This window comes from Luteibacter rhizovicinus DSM 16549, assembly GCF_001887595.1.
Taxonomy (GTDB): Bacteria; Pseudomonadota; Gammaproteobacteria; order Xanthomonadales; family Rhodanobacteraceae; genus Luteibacter; species Luteibacter rhizovicinus.
Genome location: NZ_CP017480.1, coordinates 3,847,961 through 3,864,101 on the forward strand (window position 1 = coordinate 3,847,961; position 16,141 = coordinate 3,864,101).

18 protein-coding genes are annotated in these 16,141 nt (G+C 64.6%); 14 read left to right on the forward strand and 4 right to left on the reverse strand.

The window, feature by feature from the left end; translation table 11 throughout:
* Positions 1–148: 148 nt before the first annotated feature.
* Both BJI69_RS17545 and aqpZ read left to right on the forward strand, forming a co-directional pair.
* Positions 149–913, forward strand: coding sequence for a bestrophin-like domain (locus BJI69_RS17545; protein WP_125903099.1), 765 nt, complete (start codon positions 149–151; stop codon positions 911–913).
* Between the two features lie 24 nt (positions 914–937).
* Positions 938–1,687 carry an aquaporin Z gene (gene aqpZ, locus BJI69_RS17550; protein WP_046968959.1) on the forward strand — a complete coding sequence of 250 codons (750 nt, stop codon included), beginning with the start codon at positions 938–940 and terminating at the stop codon, positions 1,685–1,687.
* A gap of 15 nt (positions 1,688–1,702) precedes the next feature.
* On the opposite strand, the gene BJI69_RS17555 is transcribed toward aqpZ, so the two are convergent.
* The gene (locus tag BJI69_RS17555; protein WP_046968958.1) at positions 1,703–2,626 is read right to left on the reverse strand and encodes a LysR family transcriptional regulator; all 924 of its coding nucleotides are present in this window, start codon (positions 2,624–2,626) and stop codon (positions 1,703–1,705) included.
* Positions 2,627–2,725: 99 nt separating this feature from the next.
* Here BJI69_RS17555 and BJI69_RS17560 point away from each other — a divergent pair, with 99 nt between their 5' ends.
* The 7 genes from BJI69_RS17560 (at position 2,726) to BJI69_RS17590 (ending at position 8,560) form a co-directional block, all read left to right on the forward strand.
* Positions 2,726–3,154 (forward strand): DMT family transporter, encoded by a 429-nt coding sequence (locus BJI69_RS17560; RefSeq protein WP_046968957.1) that lies wholly within the window; start codon positions 2,726–2,728, stop codon positions 3,152–3,154.
* A gap of 10 nt (positions 3,155–3,164) precedes the next feature.
* Positions 3,165–3,623 (forward strand): DMT family transporter, encoded by a 459-nt coding sequence (locus BJI69_RS17565; protein ID WP_046968956.1) that lies wholly within the window; start codon positions 3,165–3,167, stop codon positions 3,621–3,623.
* 143 nt (positions 3,624–3,766) lie between these two features.
* On the forward strand, positions 3,767–5,476 hold the full coding sequence (kaiC, locus tag BJI69_RS17570; protein ID WP_046968955.1) for a circadian clock protein KaiC: 1,710 nt from the start codon (positions 3,767–3,769) through the stop codon (positions 5,474–5,476).
* Positions 5,473–5,811: a circadian clock KaiB family protein gene (locus tag BJI69_RS17575; RefSeq protein WP_219811403.1), complete on the forward strand. Its 339-nt coding sequence runs from the start codon at positions 5,473–5,475 to the stop codon at positions 5,809–5,811. The genes kaiC and BJI69_RS17575 overlap by 4 nt, the downstream gene beginning before the upstream one ends.
* The gene (locus tag BJI69_RS17580) at positions 5,808–6,140 is read left to right on the forward strand and encodes a circadian clock KaiB family protein (RefSeq protein ID WP_046980629.1); all 333 of its coding nucleotides are present in this window, start codon (positions 5,808–5,810) and stop codon (positions 6,138–6,140) included. The genes BJI69_RS17575 and BJI69_RS17580 overlap by 4 nt, the downstream gene beginning before the upstream one ends.
* Positions 6,141–6,142: 2 nt before the next feature.
* Positions 6,143–8,227: a hybrid sensor histidine kinase/response regulator gene (locus BJI69_RS17585; RefSeq protein ID WP_052767199.1), complete on the forward strand. Its 2,085-nt coding sequence runs from the start codon at positions 6,143–6,145 to the stop codon at positions 8,225–8,227.
* Positions 8,228–8,377: 150 nt separating this feature from the next.
* Positions 8,378–8,560, forward strand: a complete 183-nt coding sequence (locus tag BJI69_RS17590) for a hypothetical protein (RefSeq protein WP_046967782.1) — start codon at positions 8,378–8,380, stop codon at positions 8,558–8,560.
* A 50-nt stretch (positions 8,561–8,610) separates the two neighbouring features.
* Here the strand turns inward: BJI69_RS17590 and BJI69_RS17595 are convergent, their stop codons facing one another.
* Positions 8,611–9,087 carry a VOC family protein gene (locus tag BJI69_RS17595; protein WP_046967781.1) on the reverse strand — a complete coding sequence of 159 codons (477 nt, stop codon included), beginning with the start codon at positions 9,085–9,087 and terminating at the stop codon, positions 8,611–8,613.
* A 140-nt stretch (positions 9,088–9,227) separates the two neighbouring features.
* Between BJI69_RS17595 and BJI69_RS17600 the strand changes: the two genes are divergently transcribed.
* Positions 9,228–9,881 carry a DsbA family oxidoreductase gene (locus BJI69_RS17600; protein ID WP_046967780.1) on the forward strand — a complete coding sequence of 218 codons (654 nt, stop codon included), beginning with the start codon at positions 9,228–9,230 and terminating at the stop codon, positions 9,879–9,881.
* A gap of 33 nt (positions 9,882–9,914) precedes the next feature.
* Here the strand turns inward: BJI69_RS17600 and BJI69_RS17605 are convergent, their stop codons facing one another.
* Positions 9,915–11,123 carry a glycoside hydrolase family 27 protein gene (locus BJI69_RS17605; protein ID WP_244465270.1) on the reverse strand — a complete coding sequence of 403 codons (1,209 nt, stop codon included), beginning with the start codon at positions 11,121–11,123 and terminating at the stop codon, positions 9,915–9,917.
* Between the two features lie 126 nt (positions 11,124–11,249).
* Here BJI69_RS17605 and BJI69_RS17610 point away from each other — a divergent pair, with 126 nt between their 5' ends.
* The 4 genes from BJI69_RS17610 (at position 11,250) to BJI69_RS17625 (ending at position 14,146) form a co-directional block, all read left to right on the forward strand.
* Positions 11,250–11,729: a GNAT family N-acetyltransferase gene (locus BJI69_RS17610; protein ID WP_125903100.1), complete on the forward strand. Its 480-nt coding sequence runs from the start codon at positions 11,250–11,252 to the stop codon at positions 11,727–11,729.
* 12 nt (positions 11,730–11,741) lie between these two features.
* Positions 11,742–12,128: a VOC family protein gene (locus tag BJI69_RS17615; protein ID WP_046967779.1), complete on the forward strand. Its 387-nt coding sequence runs from the start codon at positions 11,742–11,744 to the stop codon at positions 12,126–12,128.
* A 117-nt stretch (positions 12,129–12,245) separates the two neighbouring features.
* The gene (locus BJI69_RS17620) at positions 12,246–13,025 is read left to right on the forward strand and encodes a restriction endonuclease (RefSeq protein WP_052767198.1); all 780 of its coding nucleotides are present in this window, start codon (positions 12,246–12,248) and stop codon (positions 13,023–13,025) included.
* 203 nt (positions 13,026–13,228) lie between these two features.
* Positions 13,229–14,146: a cupin-like domain-containing protein gene (locus tag BJI69_RS17625; RefSeq protein ID WP_125903101.1), complete on the forward strand. Its 918-nt coding sequence runs from the start codon at positions 13,229–13,231 to the stop codon at positions 14,144–14,146.
* Here BJI69_RS17625 and BJI69_RS17630 read toward each other — a convergent pair whose 3' ends face one another.
* Positions 14,147–16,099, reverse strand: a complete 1,953-nt coding sequence (locus BJI69_RS17630; protein ID WP_078023288.1) for a cytochrome c/FTR1 family iron permease — start codon at positions 16,097–16,099, stop codon at positions 14,147–14,149.
* Between the last annotated feature and the right edge of the window lie 42 nt (positions 16,100–16,141).

Here is a 16,141-nt window from a genome sequence, read left to right on the forward strand (position 1 = left end):
AGGCACCAAGCGAAAGCTTACCTAAGGCCGATTCCGTATTTGTACGCACAGCACAGGGACTGCGCGGGTCTAAGTAGTTCTTCGCTGGTGGCCCGCCGGGGGACAGGGCAAAGCTTGGCCATCTACACACACTCGGGGTAGTGGGCACATGTTCACGTCGACACCCCCTTGGGTACTGAGTCTCGGTCTGCTGGTTCTGATGTTGATCGGACGGGAGATCGGCTACGCGCTGCATCGCCGCCACGCACGCCACGTCACGATCAGCGAAGACGACGGCAAGGCGGAGTTCGCCTTGAGTGCCGTCCTCGGCCTGCTCGCCTTGCTGATCGGATTCACTTTCTCGCTGGCCCTGGCGCGCTACGAAACACGACGGGAACTGGTGGTTTCCGAGGCGAATGCGATGGGGACGACCTGGCTACGCTTCGATCTGCTGGAGGCGGTACAGCGTGATCGTGCCCGTGACCTGATGAGGCAGTACGCCGTCGCGCGCCTGGCGTATGGACTGGCCGAGGATTCCGGCGAGGTCGTGCTCGCATTCCACAAGGCCGACGCCATCCAGGCGCGTCTGTGGACGGAGCTCACGACCGATATCGCACCGGTTCGCACCACGGCCTTGGCGCCGCTTTTGCTCGGCCCTGCGAACGAGATGATCGACATCGCTGGCGAACGCACCGCCGCCGCCGAAGCGCACGTGCCTGCACGCCTGGCCGGCACGTTGGGTCTCTACTGCGTCGTCGCCGCCGGCCTGATCGGCTACCTCCGCGGGCGTTATCGCACGGCGACCACCCTGGTATTTCTCCTGGTCGTTCTCGCACTGGGCCTCGTCGCCGATCTCGACATGCCGACGAAGGGTCTGGTTCGCGTGCCGCAAGAACCTATCGCGGCTTTCATCCGCAGCATGGATGCCAACTGACCCCCCACCGTTAGGAGTCGTCCCATGTCCAAGCGTCTACTCGCCGAATGCCTCGGTACGTTCTGGTTGGTGTTCGGAGGTTGTGGAAGTGCGGTACTGGCCGCTGCCTTCCCCGAACTCGGCATCGGCTTCGCCGGTGTCGCACTCGCCTTCGGCCTCACCGTCCTGACGATGGCCTATGCCGTGGGCTACATCTCAGGTGCCCACTTCAATCCTGCCGTGACTGTCGGCGTCTTCGCGGGAGGGCGTTTCCCGGCGAAGGATGTGATTCCTTACATCGTGGCCCAGCTGGTCGGTGCGATTGCTGCAGGCGGTGTGCTCTACGTCATCGCCAGTGGCAAGCCGAGGTTCGATGTCGCCCTGGGCTTTGCCACCAATGGCTACGGTGAACACTCGCCCGGCGGCTTCTCGCTCGCCGCCGCGGCTGTCGCCGAGTTCGTGCTCACGGCGTTCTTCCTGATCGTCATCCTGGGCGTCACGCACAAGCGTGCGCCTGTGGGTTTTGCGCCGTTGGCGATCGGCCTCGCGCTCACCCTCATCCACCTCATCTCCATCCCGGTGACGAACACCTCGGTCAACCCAGCACGGAGCACGGGTGTCGCGGTGTTCCAGGGTGGTTGGGCGTTGGGCCAGTTGTGGCTGTTCTGGGTCGTGCCGTTGCTTGGTGGCGCGGTAGGCGGCTGGATATACAAGGCGTTACTCGAGACCGCACCCGAGCCGCTCGAGGACATCGAGGGTGGCCGCCGTCCGAATGCCGAGCCACCGACGAGATAGCGCCTGGCGCGACTGTCAGACCCGGTCCCAATAGGGCGGGGCGCCAATGCGCTCGAGCAGGAAGTCGGTAACGACGCGGACCTTCCTTGAGCGCGAGCGGTTCTCTGGCGATACCAGATGGATGCCCGGTGGCTCCGCTTCGACGGACGCTTCCCAACCGGTCAGTAGCTTCACGAGGCGACCCTTCCGGAAACTCCCGGCCTGGAACAGCCAGGTCGGGAAAAGCACGAGGCCCAGTGAGGCTTCCGCCGCGGACACGAGCGTTTCCGCGTTGTTGCTCTGGAACCGGCCCGTGACGTCATACGCGTCGTAGTGCGGTGCTCCCGGCTGGCGGAAATACCATCGCTGCGCGCCCCACTGGCCGCGGTAGACCAGGCAGTTGTGCGCTACCAGTTGTTCGGGGGTGTCGGGCACGCCGTGGGTGTCGAGATAACCGCGGCTCGCGCAGAGGATGTAGCGCTGTGGCGCGACCAGGCGCGCAACGAGGCCGGAGTCCTCCAGCCGCCCGACACGCAGGGTGATATCTGCACCTTCCTGCACCGGATCGATAAAGGCATCGGTGAGGGTGAGCTGCACGGAAAGGTCGGGGTAGTCCTTCTGCAGATCGTTCAAGAGCGGAGCGATGTGCAGGCGGCCCAGGGCGACCGGCGCGTTGACCCGGATCAGGCCCCTGGGTTGTGTGTCCTTGTCGGCGGCCTGCTCGGCGGCCATGTCCAGCAGGTCCAGCGCCTCACGCACCGTGAGGTAGTAGCGCTCGCCGGCGTCGGTCAGCCGGACCGCCCGCGTGTGCCGGTAAAGCAACTGCTGGCCGACCTCACGTTCGAGCGCGGCGATCTGCCGGGACACCGACGATGCCGGGACGCGGAAGTGACGCGCCGTCGCGATAAAGCTTCCCGTCGCCGCGACCATGGCGAAGTAGCGCAAGGCGTTGAGCTGCATCGAGTTGTCCGAAAAGCAATGATGTATTCCAGTTTGGCCTAATTGTTCCGATATGGGCAGTCCCCCAACCTTGGAGGGTCTACTCAAGGAACACACTGCGTGAAACACGTCTGGTTAATCCCGCTGATCGTCCTGGCCGGCATGGGCCTGTCGGTCGAAGCGGGTCTGTTGGGCCCCCTGGGGACCGAGGTCGGTCACGGCTGGGCCGTGCTCGGCATCTTCGCCGTGGGGTCGTTGCTGCTGACCTTCGGACTGGTCTTCGGCCGCCCGCGTCTCGCCCTGATGTTCGCGCAGCCTCGCTGGCTGCTCACCGGTGGCGTGCTCGGGCCGCTCTACGTGGCCGCGCTCACCCTCGCCACCCCGTTCATCGGTGTGGGCCTGACCATGGTCGGCATCCTCTTCGGCCAGGTCGCCGCCAGTCTCGTCATCGATCACTTCGGCTGGCTCGGCAGCGCGCGGCGCGCCGTCGACGGTTATCGCGCGGGCGCGCTCGTCGCCATCCTCGCCGCCCTCTGGCTGATCCACTAAGGAATCCCCCGTGCTCATCCTCATGATTCTCGTCGTCGTCGCCAGTGGCGCGATCCTGTGCGCGCAGTCGGCCATCAACGGCCGGCTTGGCGCCCATGTCGGCGTGCTTGAAAGCGCCTGGCTCACCTTCACGCTCGGCGCCTTGCTGAGCTTCCTCTACGCTTTTTTCTTCGAGCCGCAGCATGACCTGACCCTGTTCACCGCCCCGCGTTGGCAGGTCACCGGCGCGTTCTTCGGCGTCGTTTACATGCTGGTCATCGTCTTCGCAATGCCTCGGGTGGGCACGGCGGCGGCCACGGTGTCGGTGATCAGCGGCCAGCTGCTGATGAGCCTGTTGATCGATAACTTCGGCTGGCTGAGCAATCCGGTCATTCCGCTGGGCGGCTCGCGTTACGCCGCAATGGCCTTGCTCGCGGTCGCGCTGTTCCTGATCTACCGCAGCAACACGCGGCAGGCCGCCGAGACGTGACGCCGTAGACCCGCATGGGGCGGGCGGGATGCCGCCCGATCACCGCCACTTCACGCGGTTTGGATACCCTTTCCCGGCATTTTGCATACGGGGCGCCACGGCGCCTCGACGTTTTTCACCCGCCTGCGAAAGAAAGGTATCGCATGACCGACCAGGTCTCCCTCAAGGACCACGGGGCCCCCAAGGCCTCTTCGTTGCAAAAGACGCCCACCGGCATTTCCGGGCTGGACGCACTGACCTTCGGTGGCCTGCCGCAAGGCCGCCCGACCCTGATGTGCGGCGCCGCCGGCTGCGGCAAGACGCTCTTCGGCATCACCTTCCTCGTCAAGGGCATCGAAACGTACGGCGAGCCCGGCGTCTTCATGAGCTTCGAGGAGCGTCAGGAAGAACTCTCCACCAACGTCGCGTCGTTGGGTTTCGATCTCGAGGCGCTGGTCGAGCAGAAAATGCTGGTCGTGGACTATGTGCGCATCGAGCGCGGCGAGATCGAGCAGGCAGGCGATTACGACCTGGAAGGCCTGTTCGTGCGCCTGGGTCATGCCATCGACACGATCGGCGCGAAGCGCGTCGTCCTCGACACGGTCGAAGCCCTGTTCGCCGGCCTCGAGGACTCCGCCACGCTCCGTTCGGAACTGCGGCGCCTCTTCGCCTTCCTGAAGGCCAAGGGCGTCACCGCGATCGTGACGGCCGAGCGCGGCGAAGGTCAGCTCACGCGCTACGGTATCGAGGAATACGTCTCCGACTGCGTGATCCTGCTGGACAACCGTGTGATCGACCAGGTGACGACGCGTCGTTTGCGCGTGGTCAAGTATCGCGGCTCGTCGCACGGCACCAACGAATATCCCTTCCTGATCGACGAGCAGGGTGTCACCGTGCTGCCGATCACCTCGGCCGGGCTCGCGCACGAGGTTTCGCAGGAAGTGGTCTCCGCCGGCGTCCCGGGCCTGGATGCCATGCTGGGCCGCCACGGTTACTACCGTGGTTCGAGCGTGCTCGTGTCCGGCTCGGCCGGCACCGGCAAGTCGACGCTCGCCGCGTCGTTCATCGATGCCGCCTGCGCGCGCGGCGAACGCTGCCTGTATTTCGCTTTCGAGGAATCCGCCGCGCAGGTGACGCGCAACATGGGCTCGGTGGGCATCGATCTGCAACGTCACCGTGATGCCGGGCTGCTGAAGATCGAAGCGGCTCGCCCGAGCCTTTACGGCTTCGAGATGCATCTGGCGCGCATGCACCGGGACATCGACACGTTCGACCCGGCCGTCATCGTGGTCGATCCCATCTCGGCCTTCCGCGGACCGATGGTCGAGGTCAACGCCACGCTGCTGCGGCTGGCCGACATCTGCAAGAGCCGGGGCATTACCGCGCTCTTTACCTCGCTTTCGTCGTCGGGTGACTCCATGAGCGACAGCGAACGTAATGTCTCCTCGCTGATGGACATCTGGATCGCCCTGTCCGACGTGGAGTCCAATGGCGAGCGTAATCGCGTGTTGTCCCTGCTCAAAGCCCGCGGCATGAACCACTCCAAGCAGCTGCGCGAATACCGGTTGACCGACGAGGGCATCGAGATGGCGCCCATCTATGTCGGCCCCGAAGGCGTGCTTACCGGTACGGCACGCGTGGCCCAGGAGGCTCGCGAGCGCGAAGCCGAGCAGGCCAGGCAGGACGCCGTCGCCAGCCGCCGCCGCGTACTCGAACGCCGGCGCCTCACCGTCGAGCGCCAGATTGCCGAGCTCCAGGCCGAACTGGAAAGCGAAGAGGCCGAAGTCACCCGCATGAGCGAGCAGGACGAGGTCCACGCGACGAACCGTGACGCCAACCGCTCCATGATGTCGACCCTGCGAGGTGACCTGTGACCGTCGCTGAAGACATCCCGATGATCGACGACGAGCAGCCCGGTGACGACGGCCAGGTCCACCTGCGCCTTTACGTGGCCGGGCAAACCCCGAAATCGTTGGCTGCCATCGCCAACCTCAAGCGACTGTGCGAGGAACATCTCGCCGGCCGCTACACCATCGAGGTCGTCGATCTGCAGGTAACGCCACAGCTGGCGGCCGGTGACCAGATCGTCGCCGTGCCCACGCTGATCAGGCGATTGCCGCCGCCGTTACGAAGAGTCATCGGTGACTTGTCCAACGCGGAACGCGTGCTGGTCGGTCTGGACATGCGTCCGCGGCTATCCACCCCATGACGGCGACCCCTCCCGAGATCACCTCGTCGCCCGGCGATCCGCGGCACTACCAGCTGCGGCTGTTCATCACCGGATCCACGCCGCGCTCGACGCGCGCGATCGAGAACCTGCGGAAGATCTGCGAGGAGAATCTCGACGGCCGCTACGAACTCGAGGTGATCGACGTCTACGAGCGTCCGGAAACCACGCGGGACCTGCAGATCGTCGCCACGCCGACCCTGGTCAAGGTTCTACCCGAGCCGCTGCGCCGGATCATCGGCGACCTGTCCGATGAGCTCAAGGTGCTGGCCGGTCTCGACCTCGCTCCGCGGCTACCGCAACAGGATTGATCGTGCGCGCTGATGACCATGCTGAAGACGACCTCCCCAGCCGCGAGCTTCTCGAGCGGCTGCGTGAGGCGGAAGAAACCCTGGATGCCATCCGCCGGGGCGAGGTCGACGCCGTGGTCGTCCATCATCCGGACGGCCCAAGCATCTACACGTTGGAGAGTGCCGACCGGCCGTATCGCGTGCTGGTCGAGCACATGCAGGAAGGTGCCGTCACCCTGACCGGTGAGGGCGTGGTGCTGTACTGCAACCAGCGTTTCGCCGCCTTGCTCGGACTGACGCGTGAGTCGATGATCGGGCGATCGGTCGTGCCGTATCTGGAACGCGCCGATGCGATGGTGATGGCAGCCTTGTTGTCGCCGGGTGCCGATGCGGGCAGGGCGGCGGAAGTCACCTTGCATCGCGTCGATGGACAGTCCATTCCCGTCACGTTGTCCGCGGTGGACCTGCCGTTCGAGCCAGGCATGCCGCGGCTCATCTGCATCATCGCGACAGACCTGACACACGCGCGTCAGCGCAGCCACGAACTGGCCGCGACCAACGCGCAGCTCGCCGGCGAAATGGCCGAGCGACGCAGCGCGGAAGATCGCCTGGCGGTGGCGCTCGAAGCCGCCGGTATGGGCAGCTGGGACATCGACCTGGTCTTGGGAGCGGTGACGATCTCGCGTCAGGCCGAGGGGATCCTGGGTCTGGACGATATCGGCGCCGCTGCGCGCACTCTCGATTCGCTGGCGCTGCCGTTCCTGGCGAACGAGCAAGCCGAGGTGCGTGCCGCTTTCGAACAGGCGATGACGACGGGCCTGCTGGATTTCGAGCGTCGAGTGCGTCCTAAGGTGGAAGGTGGCGCGCATCGTTGGGTGCACGTCATCGGCCGCACCTACCAGCGAGACGGTGTACCGTCGCGACTGGTGGGCGTGGTCAGCGACGTGACCGAACGCCGTCTGATGGAAACCCAGCTGCGCCAGGCGCAGAAGATGGAAGCGGTCGGCCAGCTCACCGGCGGCATCGCCCACGACTTCAACAATCTGCTGATGGTCATCGGCGGAAGCCTCGACGTGCTTGAAAGCGCGTTGCCCGAAGATAACCCCAAGGCGCAACGTTTCTTCGCCGCAGCAAAGTCGGGTGTGGAGCGCGGGGCTAGTCTCAACCAGCAGTTGCTGGCGTTCTCGCGTCGACAGGATCTGCAGGCGCAGCCGGTGTGTGTCGATGATCTGTTACGTGGCTTTGCCACGCTGCTCAGCCGCGCCCTGGGTGAAACGGTGTCCCTGGAGCTGCCGCAACCCGCCCGGCGCTGGTATTGCCGTAGCGATCCACACCAACTGGAAACCGCGATCCTCAACCTGGCGATCAACGCGCGCGATGCCATGCCGCATGGCGGTCGCCTCACGATCCTCACCTCACTGACGACCCTGACGCCACGCGAAGCGCTGGCGATGGCGGCGGAGCCTGGTAGTTACGTGGTGATCCGCGTGCGTGACAGCGGCACCGGTATGACGCCCGAAACAGCAGCACGCATCTTCGACCCGTTCTTCACCACCAAGGCGATGGGCAAGGGTACGGGGCTGGGACTCAGTCAGGTCTACGGCTTCGTGCGCCAGTCCGGCGGTTTCGTCAGCGTCACGAGCGAACTGGGGCAGGGCACGACCATCGACCTATGCCTGCCGCATACGGATGAGGTCGCCTCCGCCGCGCCGAGTGCAACGGCCGCGCCAGCCGCGGGCGACGGCCGAGTCCTTGTCGTCGACGACGATATCAACGTGCGTGAAGTCTCGGTCGCCATGCTCGGCGCCCTCGGCTACGTGACGCTGGAAGCCGGCGACGCCGCCCAGGCGCTAACCATTCTGGCCCGGCGCAGCGACATCGACATGGTCTTTAGCGACGTCATCATGCCCGGCGAAATCAACGGCCTCGATCTCGCCCGCCAGATCCGCGAAACCTACCCCAAGGTCGCGGTCGTTCTCGCCTCCGGCTACACCGCCCAACTCCAGGGCGACAAAGGCGCTCCCACCGACGTGGAAGTCCTGCGCAAGCCCTATTCCCGCGCCGCCCTGGCCACCGCCCTGACCCAAGCCAAAGCCGCCAAAAGCTAGCAGCCCGCTTTTGGTAGGAGCCGATTCATCGGCGAAGCTCCTGCGCTCCTGTGGGAGCCGATTCATCGGCGATGCTCTCCTAGACGTCGCAGCGACCCTCCCTTCACCCCAAACGTCGCCTCATGGACCTCCAGACACCAGGAGACACCCATGACCCACGACCGACAGGACGTAAACCACCCCGACCACGGCCAACCCTCCCACCAGGAAACCGAGGCAGAGAAGAAAGCCCGGAAGGATAAGGCCAGCGAAAACCAGGATCAGGCCCTGGAAGAGACGTTCCCGGCAAGCGATCCTGTGTCGCCGTTCGTGCCGGCCAAGGCGCCTGAGTGAGGCAAGTCGCCATTGACCCCGATCAAGCGTCGCGACGCTGAAGTCGCTTCTCAGCGCCCCGGCAAACGCTGCGTAATCTCCTGCATGAACCACTCGTTCCCATCCGGATCGTTGAAGCGAGCGAATGAGCCGTAGCTCTTCCGCTCGGGATGGGGGCCGGCCACATCACGGGAGCCATCGGCGCGGTGGAATATGCCGGTCGCATCATGGAACGGCTCGCTCACATCGACCCCGCGGGATACAAGCTCCGCGCGAGCCGCTTCCAGATCCCGCACGACAAGGTGTAGCGCACGAGCCGACCCCGGGGACGCGGTTGTGATGTTGCTACCCATCATCACCGAGCAACCCGATCCCGGCGGCGTGAACTGCACGACGCGAAAGCCGTCCGGCGCAGGGAAGTCGGCGTCGAGGCGCCATCCCAGCTTCGCGTAGAACTGCTTCGCGCGATCCACGTCGGTGACGGGGACGACCACGATCTCCAGGGTCATGTCGAAGGGTAGCGGGCGCGGCGATTCGGATGCGCTCATGGCGGGCAGTTCCTGGTCGGAGGACATTGATTTCCCTGGACTTCGATCATACGTAGGCGGTAACGCCGCGATCTTGCAGCGAACTATCGTCCCGGGGTGCCCCGTGCAGCCCTCACCCCCATCGCCAAGGTTCCCGCCCCATGCCTCAGAAAATGAAAATCGACTTCGTCTCGGACATCGCTTGCCCGTGGTGCGTGATCGGCCTGGGTGGCCTCGAGCAGGCGCTCGACAAGCTGCACGATGTGATCGAGCCGGAGATCACCTTTCATCCGTTCGAACTGAATCCGAACATGGCGCCGGGCGGTGAGAACACTGTCGAACACATCGTCGCGAAGTACCGCATTCCGGCCGATGAAGCGCGCGTCAACCGCGAACGCATCAAGGCCCGTGCGGCGGCCGTCGGCTTCACCATGAACACCTCGGATGCGAGCCGCATCTACAACACGTTCGATGCGCATCGCCTGATCGCCTGGGCGGGTTCGCAAGGCAAGCAGCATGCGCTGAAGCGCCAGCTCTTCACCGTGAACTTCACCGATCAGACCGATCCGGGCAACCACGACACCCTGGTCGCCGCCGCTGAAAAAGTCGGCCTCGATCCGGTCGAAGCGCGCGCCGTACTCGAGTCGGACCGCTACGTCGAAGACGTCCGTCGCGACGAGAAGCTGTGGCAGAGCCGCGGCATCACTGGCGTACCGGCCGTGATCGTCAACGACCAGTACCTGATCTCGGGCGGCCAGCCGCCGGAAGAGTTCGAGCGTCAGCTACGCCAGATCGCTGCCGAGAGCGCGGCCTGACGCGACGAGGCTCGCCTCCTGGGCCGACACACCTCAGGGGGCGATGCGAACCATCGCCACCGCGTGGCGGGGCAGCGTCGCCTCGAAGGGGCGCTGCGTATCGATAGCGGCGTGATGCCAGAGGTCTCGGGCACCGGTGGGATGGGCGAACCGATCGCCTAGCTTGTGCCACGACCAGCGAACGGTGGTCGATTCACCGCGATTGAAGAAGCCGACGACGATCGAGCCGTCGGCCATATCACGCACCAGCACCTCGACATCGCCCTGGCGTTCGAGGCGCCGTGCCGGATGCCCGGCCGGATCCTGGTCGACAGCAATCACTTCGCGATTGAGCAGGATGTCCTTGGTGGCGGCGTCCATCGTGCGCAGATCGTTACCGGCAAGCAGGGGTGCCGGAAGCAGCGACCACAGGCTCATCTGCGTCCGGTACTCGTCGGCCGTCATGCCACCGTTACCGATCTCCAGCATGTCGGGGTCCGACCAATGGCCCGGCCCCGACCACGCGCTCAGGTCAAGCTGGCGGAAACCGCGCTGCGACATCGATTCCCAGGTATCGCTGATGTCCGGTGTCGTGCGCCACAGGTTGGCGCCGGTCTGTGGACCCCATCGCCAGATATCGAAGTCACCCGATTGCGAGAGGCTGTAGACCACCGGCCGCCCCGCCTTGCGCAGGGCGTCACCCATTTTGCGGAACAGCATCTCCTGGTTACGTTGCGTGACCGGGTAAAGATCGCGGGCACCGCAGTAGTCGTACTTCAGGTAATCCACGCCCCAGGCAGCAAAGCGGCGGGCGTCCTGATCCTCGTGCCCATGGCTGCCCACGAAGCCTGCACAGGTCGTCGCGCCGGGCGACGAATAGAGGCCGAGCTTCATGCCACGCGCATGCACGTAGTCTGCGAGTGCCTTCATGTCGCCGAATTTGTCGTTGGTCTCGATATCGCCCGCAGCGTTGCGCTTGCCTTCCCAGGTGTCGTCGATATTGACGTAGACATAGCCCGCGTCCCGCATGCCATTGGCGGCCATCGCATCGGCCATGGCGCGAACATCCGCGGCGGTGATCCGACCGGCGAAATGGTTCCAGCTGTTCCAGCCCATCGGTGGCGTCGCCGCCAGACCGTTGGCAGCGACCGGACCGACGGCAGCAGGCTCCGAGGCCTCACTGGCCTGGCTTGCGCCTGCGACGGAGAGGGCAACGGCAGCCAGCACGGCGACAGCAGCACGAGAGCAGGTGGGAAGCAGCACGGTATCGATCCAGGGCGCGAAACCCCGGATGGTAACCGGGTTGCGCCGTGACTTCCGGGTGCTGGCGCGCCTTTCGGTCCGAGCCTACGATAGCGGCTCCCCCAGGACGTTCGAACCGGAGTTTCTGTGGACACATCCGAATCCTCGCCCGACCGCCTGAGCGTTCGTTCGCTCGTGCCCGGTGACCGCGCGGCATGGCAGGGCCTGTGGGACGGGTATAACGCGTTCTACGGCCGCGAAGGCGCAACCGCGCTGCCGGACGAGATCACGGAGGTGACCTGGACGCGCTTCTTCGACGGCTACGAGCCGATGTACGCGCTGGTGGCCGAGAAAGACGGCGAGCTGCTCGGACTCGCCCACTTCCTCCTGCATCGCAGCACCACGCAGATCAAACCGAACTGCTATCTGCAGGACGTGTTCACCACGGAACGCGCGAGAGGCAAGGGTGTTGCCCGTGCGCTCATCGAAACAGTCTACGCACGCGCCACGGCACTCGGTGCAGGACGCGTTTACTGGCAGACCCACGAGACGAATACGACCGCCATGGTTCTCTATGACAAGGTGGCCGAGAAATCCGGATTCATCGTCTACAAGAAACTGTTGTGATGGGAGACCGACATGAAACGAGTCACGGGTATCGGCGGCATCTTCTTCCAGGCACGCGATCCAGCTGCGCTGACTGCCTGGTACAGGAAGCATCTCGGCATCGACGTGAAACCCTGGGGAGGCGCCGCGTTCGACTGGACCGATGACGCAGGCAAGCCCACGGGCGGAACGACGGCCTGGTCCATCGGCAAGGCGGATGGCGACCAGTTTGCGCCGAGCACCGCGCCTTTCATGGTCAACTATCGCGTTGCCGATCTGCATGCCTTGCTTCAGGCGCTGCGCGATGAAGGCTGCAGGGTGCTCGAGAAAACCGACGAGTCCGAGTACGGCAAGTTCGGTTGGGTCATGGACCCCGAGGGAAATAAGGTGGAGCTGTGGGAGCCGCCCGAAGGCGGTTGAGCCGAGTGGGCGCGTGCACATGCGTTCCGCGATAACTTGCGATATTGCCGAGGCGTCGGGAGCCACGTATAAGCCAGTGGTTGCCCGCAGGCCAACCAGCACAATTCAGGGGATGTCGTGGAAGATTGGCGCCAGTTCGAGGAAGAGGTCCGGCACGTTTATCAAGCGCTGGCGAGTCAGAAAGGCGAGGGGATGCTGGTCGCGCAGAACGCGCGGATCAAAGGCCACTCTGGGACTTTCCATCAGGTCGATGTGTACTACGAGTTCGATCGCGACGGTGTGCGCTACAGGGTAGCGATCGAATGTGCGGATACCAAACTTCCCGTCGACAAGGGCCGTATCGGTGACTTCGCCTTCCGCTTGAACGACATCGGCAACATCCTCGGCGTGGTCGTCTCTCGCGGTGGGTACCAACTCGGTGCGGATACGCTGGCTGGCCAGTACGGCATCGAACTCCTGCAACCGCAGGACCTGCCGCTGATGGGCACGCTCCTCGCTAAACAGATGTCCATCGTATCGCTGCCCGACGAAACATCGTTGGGCCAGCCGTTCTGGACCGTCATGGCCTTGCACGATGGCAAGACCACAGGTGGCTATTACGCGACGGAGCAGCCTGGGACCACTCGGCGTCACATCCCGCTCCTGTACAGCAAGAGTCACGCGGAACGCATCATGCGCGAAGGCCGTCTGGATCCTCATCAATGGGGCGTCAGAGGGCTGCCCGGGTCCGCGCTTCGCGCGTTCGTCCAGACGCTGGATGTGCTCGAAAAACAAGGCGGAGGCGCGGTGATTCTGTTTCTCCCACCCGCGGCGCGAGGCGATGCGGATTTCATCGCGATCCCCATTACGACGGAGCAGTTGGCCGACCAATACGTCGTCACGACGAGCTCTCGGTAAGCGATCACGAAGCCGCCGTAAGTCCATGATTTCTCGCGCGACGGGCGCAAGCTATGTTATTGATATCGCAAGATATTACGAATCTTTATCGTCTTTTCGGCCTAGGCTGAAAGCCGAGCGGAGATCGCGTGTTTGCAGGGGTATAACGACCTAGGCAGGTAACCCCCTCGCACACGTTGCGCAGGCAAAAAAGGTGGCAGTCCATGACGCCCTCTAGCCCTCCGATGATCACGATGGATTGGGATGGTTTCGATCCCTGGCGGGTCACTCCGCTGACGCACACGTTCACCGATCACCCGCTGTTACAGCGCGATGCCCTGGTCGAACTCGGCAAGCGCTGTCGCGGCACCAACCGCTGGTACAGCTTCAACGACGGCGTGACGCCGGGCACCGATTTCGATGCTGCGGCGTCGTTGTATCCCTGCGGTCGATCTGCGGTCGACTCGCTACGCGCTATCGAGAGTGCCAAAGCCTGGGTGCTCCTTCGACACATCCAGGCCGACCCCACGTACCGATCCCTGGTCGATCTCGCTTTCGAACCGATCCAGGCGAAGATCGAACGCAAGGACCCGGGTGTCTACTATCGCGCGGGCTGGATCTTTTCGGCCTCGGCGCACACCGTTACCCCATTCCACATCGATCGCAGTCACGTGCTCCTGCTCCAGGTAGCCGGCACCAAAACCGTCTACGTGTGGGACCCCTACGATCCAGAGACGATCGACGACGAGACGCGCGATGCATTCCACGCACGGCACGATCTGAGTCACGCACGCTGGCGGGAGGAATTCCGCGAGCACGCGCATGTGTTCCAGCTAGCGCCGGGTGAGGGCGTCTATATGCCACTGACCAGCCCGCACATGGTCGAGACCAGCGATGAGGCATCGACGACGATCAGCTTTACCTACGACACGGCGGCGACGCGTCGCATGGGCAAGGTGCATGTCTTGCGCGACGCGCTCAATCGCATCGGCATCCATGCACCGCCGGTGGGCAAGCATGGCGCCTTCGACGCCGCGGCATGGTTGGCGTCGTCGGCATTGGTGGCGGTCGGAGGTCCGGGAGGAAAACCGCCGGCGTGCCCATCGCTACGCCGGCGTTATACGTATGCCGTCGCGGACTGATTAGCGCGGCGGCGTGGCGGACGCTTCTTTCATGGCCTTGCGGTGGTTTGCCCAGAATCCGGCAATCACGGCTGCCACCATGAGGCCCTGTGCGCCGACGCTCTGCCAGGTCGGGAAGAGCCCGATCAGCTCGAGCCGTGGCACGCCGCCGAGCGGCCGGATGCCGACGATGCCGGCCTCCTGCAGGGCGGCGATGCCTTTGCCCGCCAGCACGACGGTGAGGATCGCCATCAGCCAGGAGCTGTAATTGAAGAACTTGGCGATGGGCAGGATGCGGCTGTAGCGGAGCAGGGCCCAGGCAATGATCGCGAGCGCGACGCATGCGGTGGCGGCACCGGCGAGCAAGGCGGCGCCGCTGCCGGGTGTCCATAGCGCGGCGTAGAACAGGATCGTCTCGAACACCTCGCGATACACCACGATGAAGGCCAGTCCGAACAGGAACCACGCCGAGCGTCCCGAGAGCGCGGTCGCCATGCGCGCCTTGATATAGCGCTGCCACTGGCCGGCTTGTGACTTGCCATGCATCCAGATGCCGATGGACAGCAGCACCACGGCCGCGAACACCGAACCAAAACCCTCGGTCAGTTCGCGACTCGCACCGCTGATGCCGATCAGCCACGTCGCGACCACCCAGGTGAGGAAGCCAGCGACGAGTGCGCCGGTCCAGCCGGCGTGAACATACGGCATCACTTCCATGCGCTCGGCCTTGCGCAGGAAGGCGATCATCGCGACCACGATGAGCAGCGCTTCCAGCCCTTCGCGAAGAAGAATGGTCGCTGCACCGATGAAAGTGGAAAGCGCGCCGCTGGCATTCGGCGACAGCGCGGTCTCCGCATCGTCCAGCAGATTGCTCAGGACCTGTTCGCGGGTGGCGACGTCGTCGACGGTAGCGCCGTGTTCAATGGCCGCGCGGTATTCGCCCATCGACCCTTCGATATGTTCGAGCAGGGTGCTATCGCGGGTACCGAGCAAGGGCTCGATCGGCTCGAAACCATCCAGGTAGGCCGACAGCGCAAGCGTGCTTGCGCCCGGTTTGTCGCCTTCGCGATAGGCCGCGAGACTCGCCTTGAGCTTGTCGCGAACGACGGACAGCGACGACGCCGAGACCTTCGGTGCGAGGGCCTCGGGATGGCGGCGGAGGTAGCCCATGATCTCGTCGGCTTGTTGCTGGCCGATGCGCTTGCCCAGCGCGGCCGGTGTCGTGGTGACGAGCGAGGTGAGGTCGGGGACGTCCTTGTGCGTGCCTGCGTCGTTCTTCCAGCGCTGTTCGCCTGCGGCGGCGACCGGGTCGGGGACGGCAAAGTGGCCGACATAAAGCGCGAGCGACCAGCGGTCATCGTCGGACAGGCTGGCGAAGCTCGGCATCGGCGTGCCGTCGACGCCTTGCGTCACGATCTGGTACAGCGAGAACACGCTGCGCTCGCGCGCGCGATCCTGGTCGGTGAAGGCGATGGGCGGGGTAGCGAGGGCTTTCGCGGCAGGGCCATCGCCATGACCAGTGGCGCCGTGACATGCCATGCAGTTCTGCTGGAAGAGCTGCGCGCCGCGCGCGAAGTCCGGGACGCGCGAGGGCGCCAGGGGTACGGGGTAGGCAGCCAGCAGGGCCGCTGCGAGACGGTGCGAGGCGTCGGCGACGTCCTTCGGTTCCGACTTCGATGCGATCGCTGCTTTCAGCGCGTCTGATTGCGCCAGGAGAGCTGCCTTGCCCGGCTTCTCCGGCAAGGCAGCGATGTGGGTGGCAACCGTGGCCGCAAATTCCTGCTGCTCGGCGTATTCCGCAGGGCTGGACACGACTCCATGGTTGACCGCGCCCGCATAGTCCACGGCGATGTAGTCGAGCAGTCGCCAGGCCGTTTGCGCGTCGGCCGCATAGGGTTCAGCGGCCAGGCATGTCGTCGTAAGAAGAACAAAGAAGGTGAATCCAGCAAGCCACCGGGTAACGCGGGGGACCATGGTGCGGGCCAGTCGTAGTGAGAATCGTTATCATACAGCAAG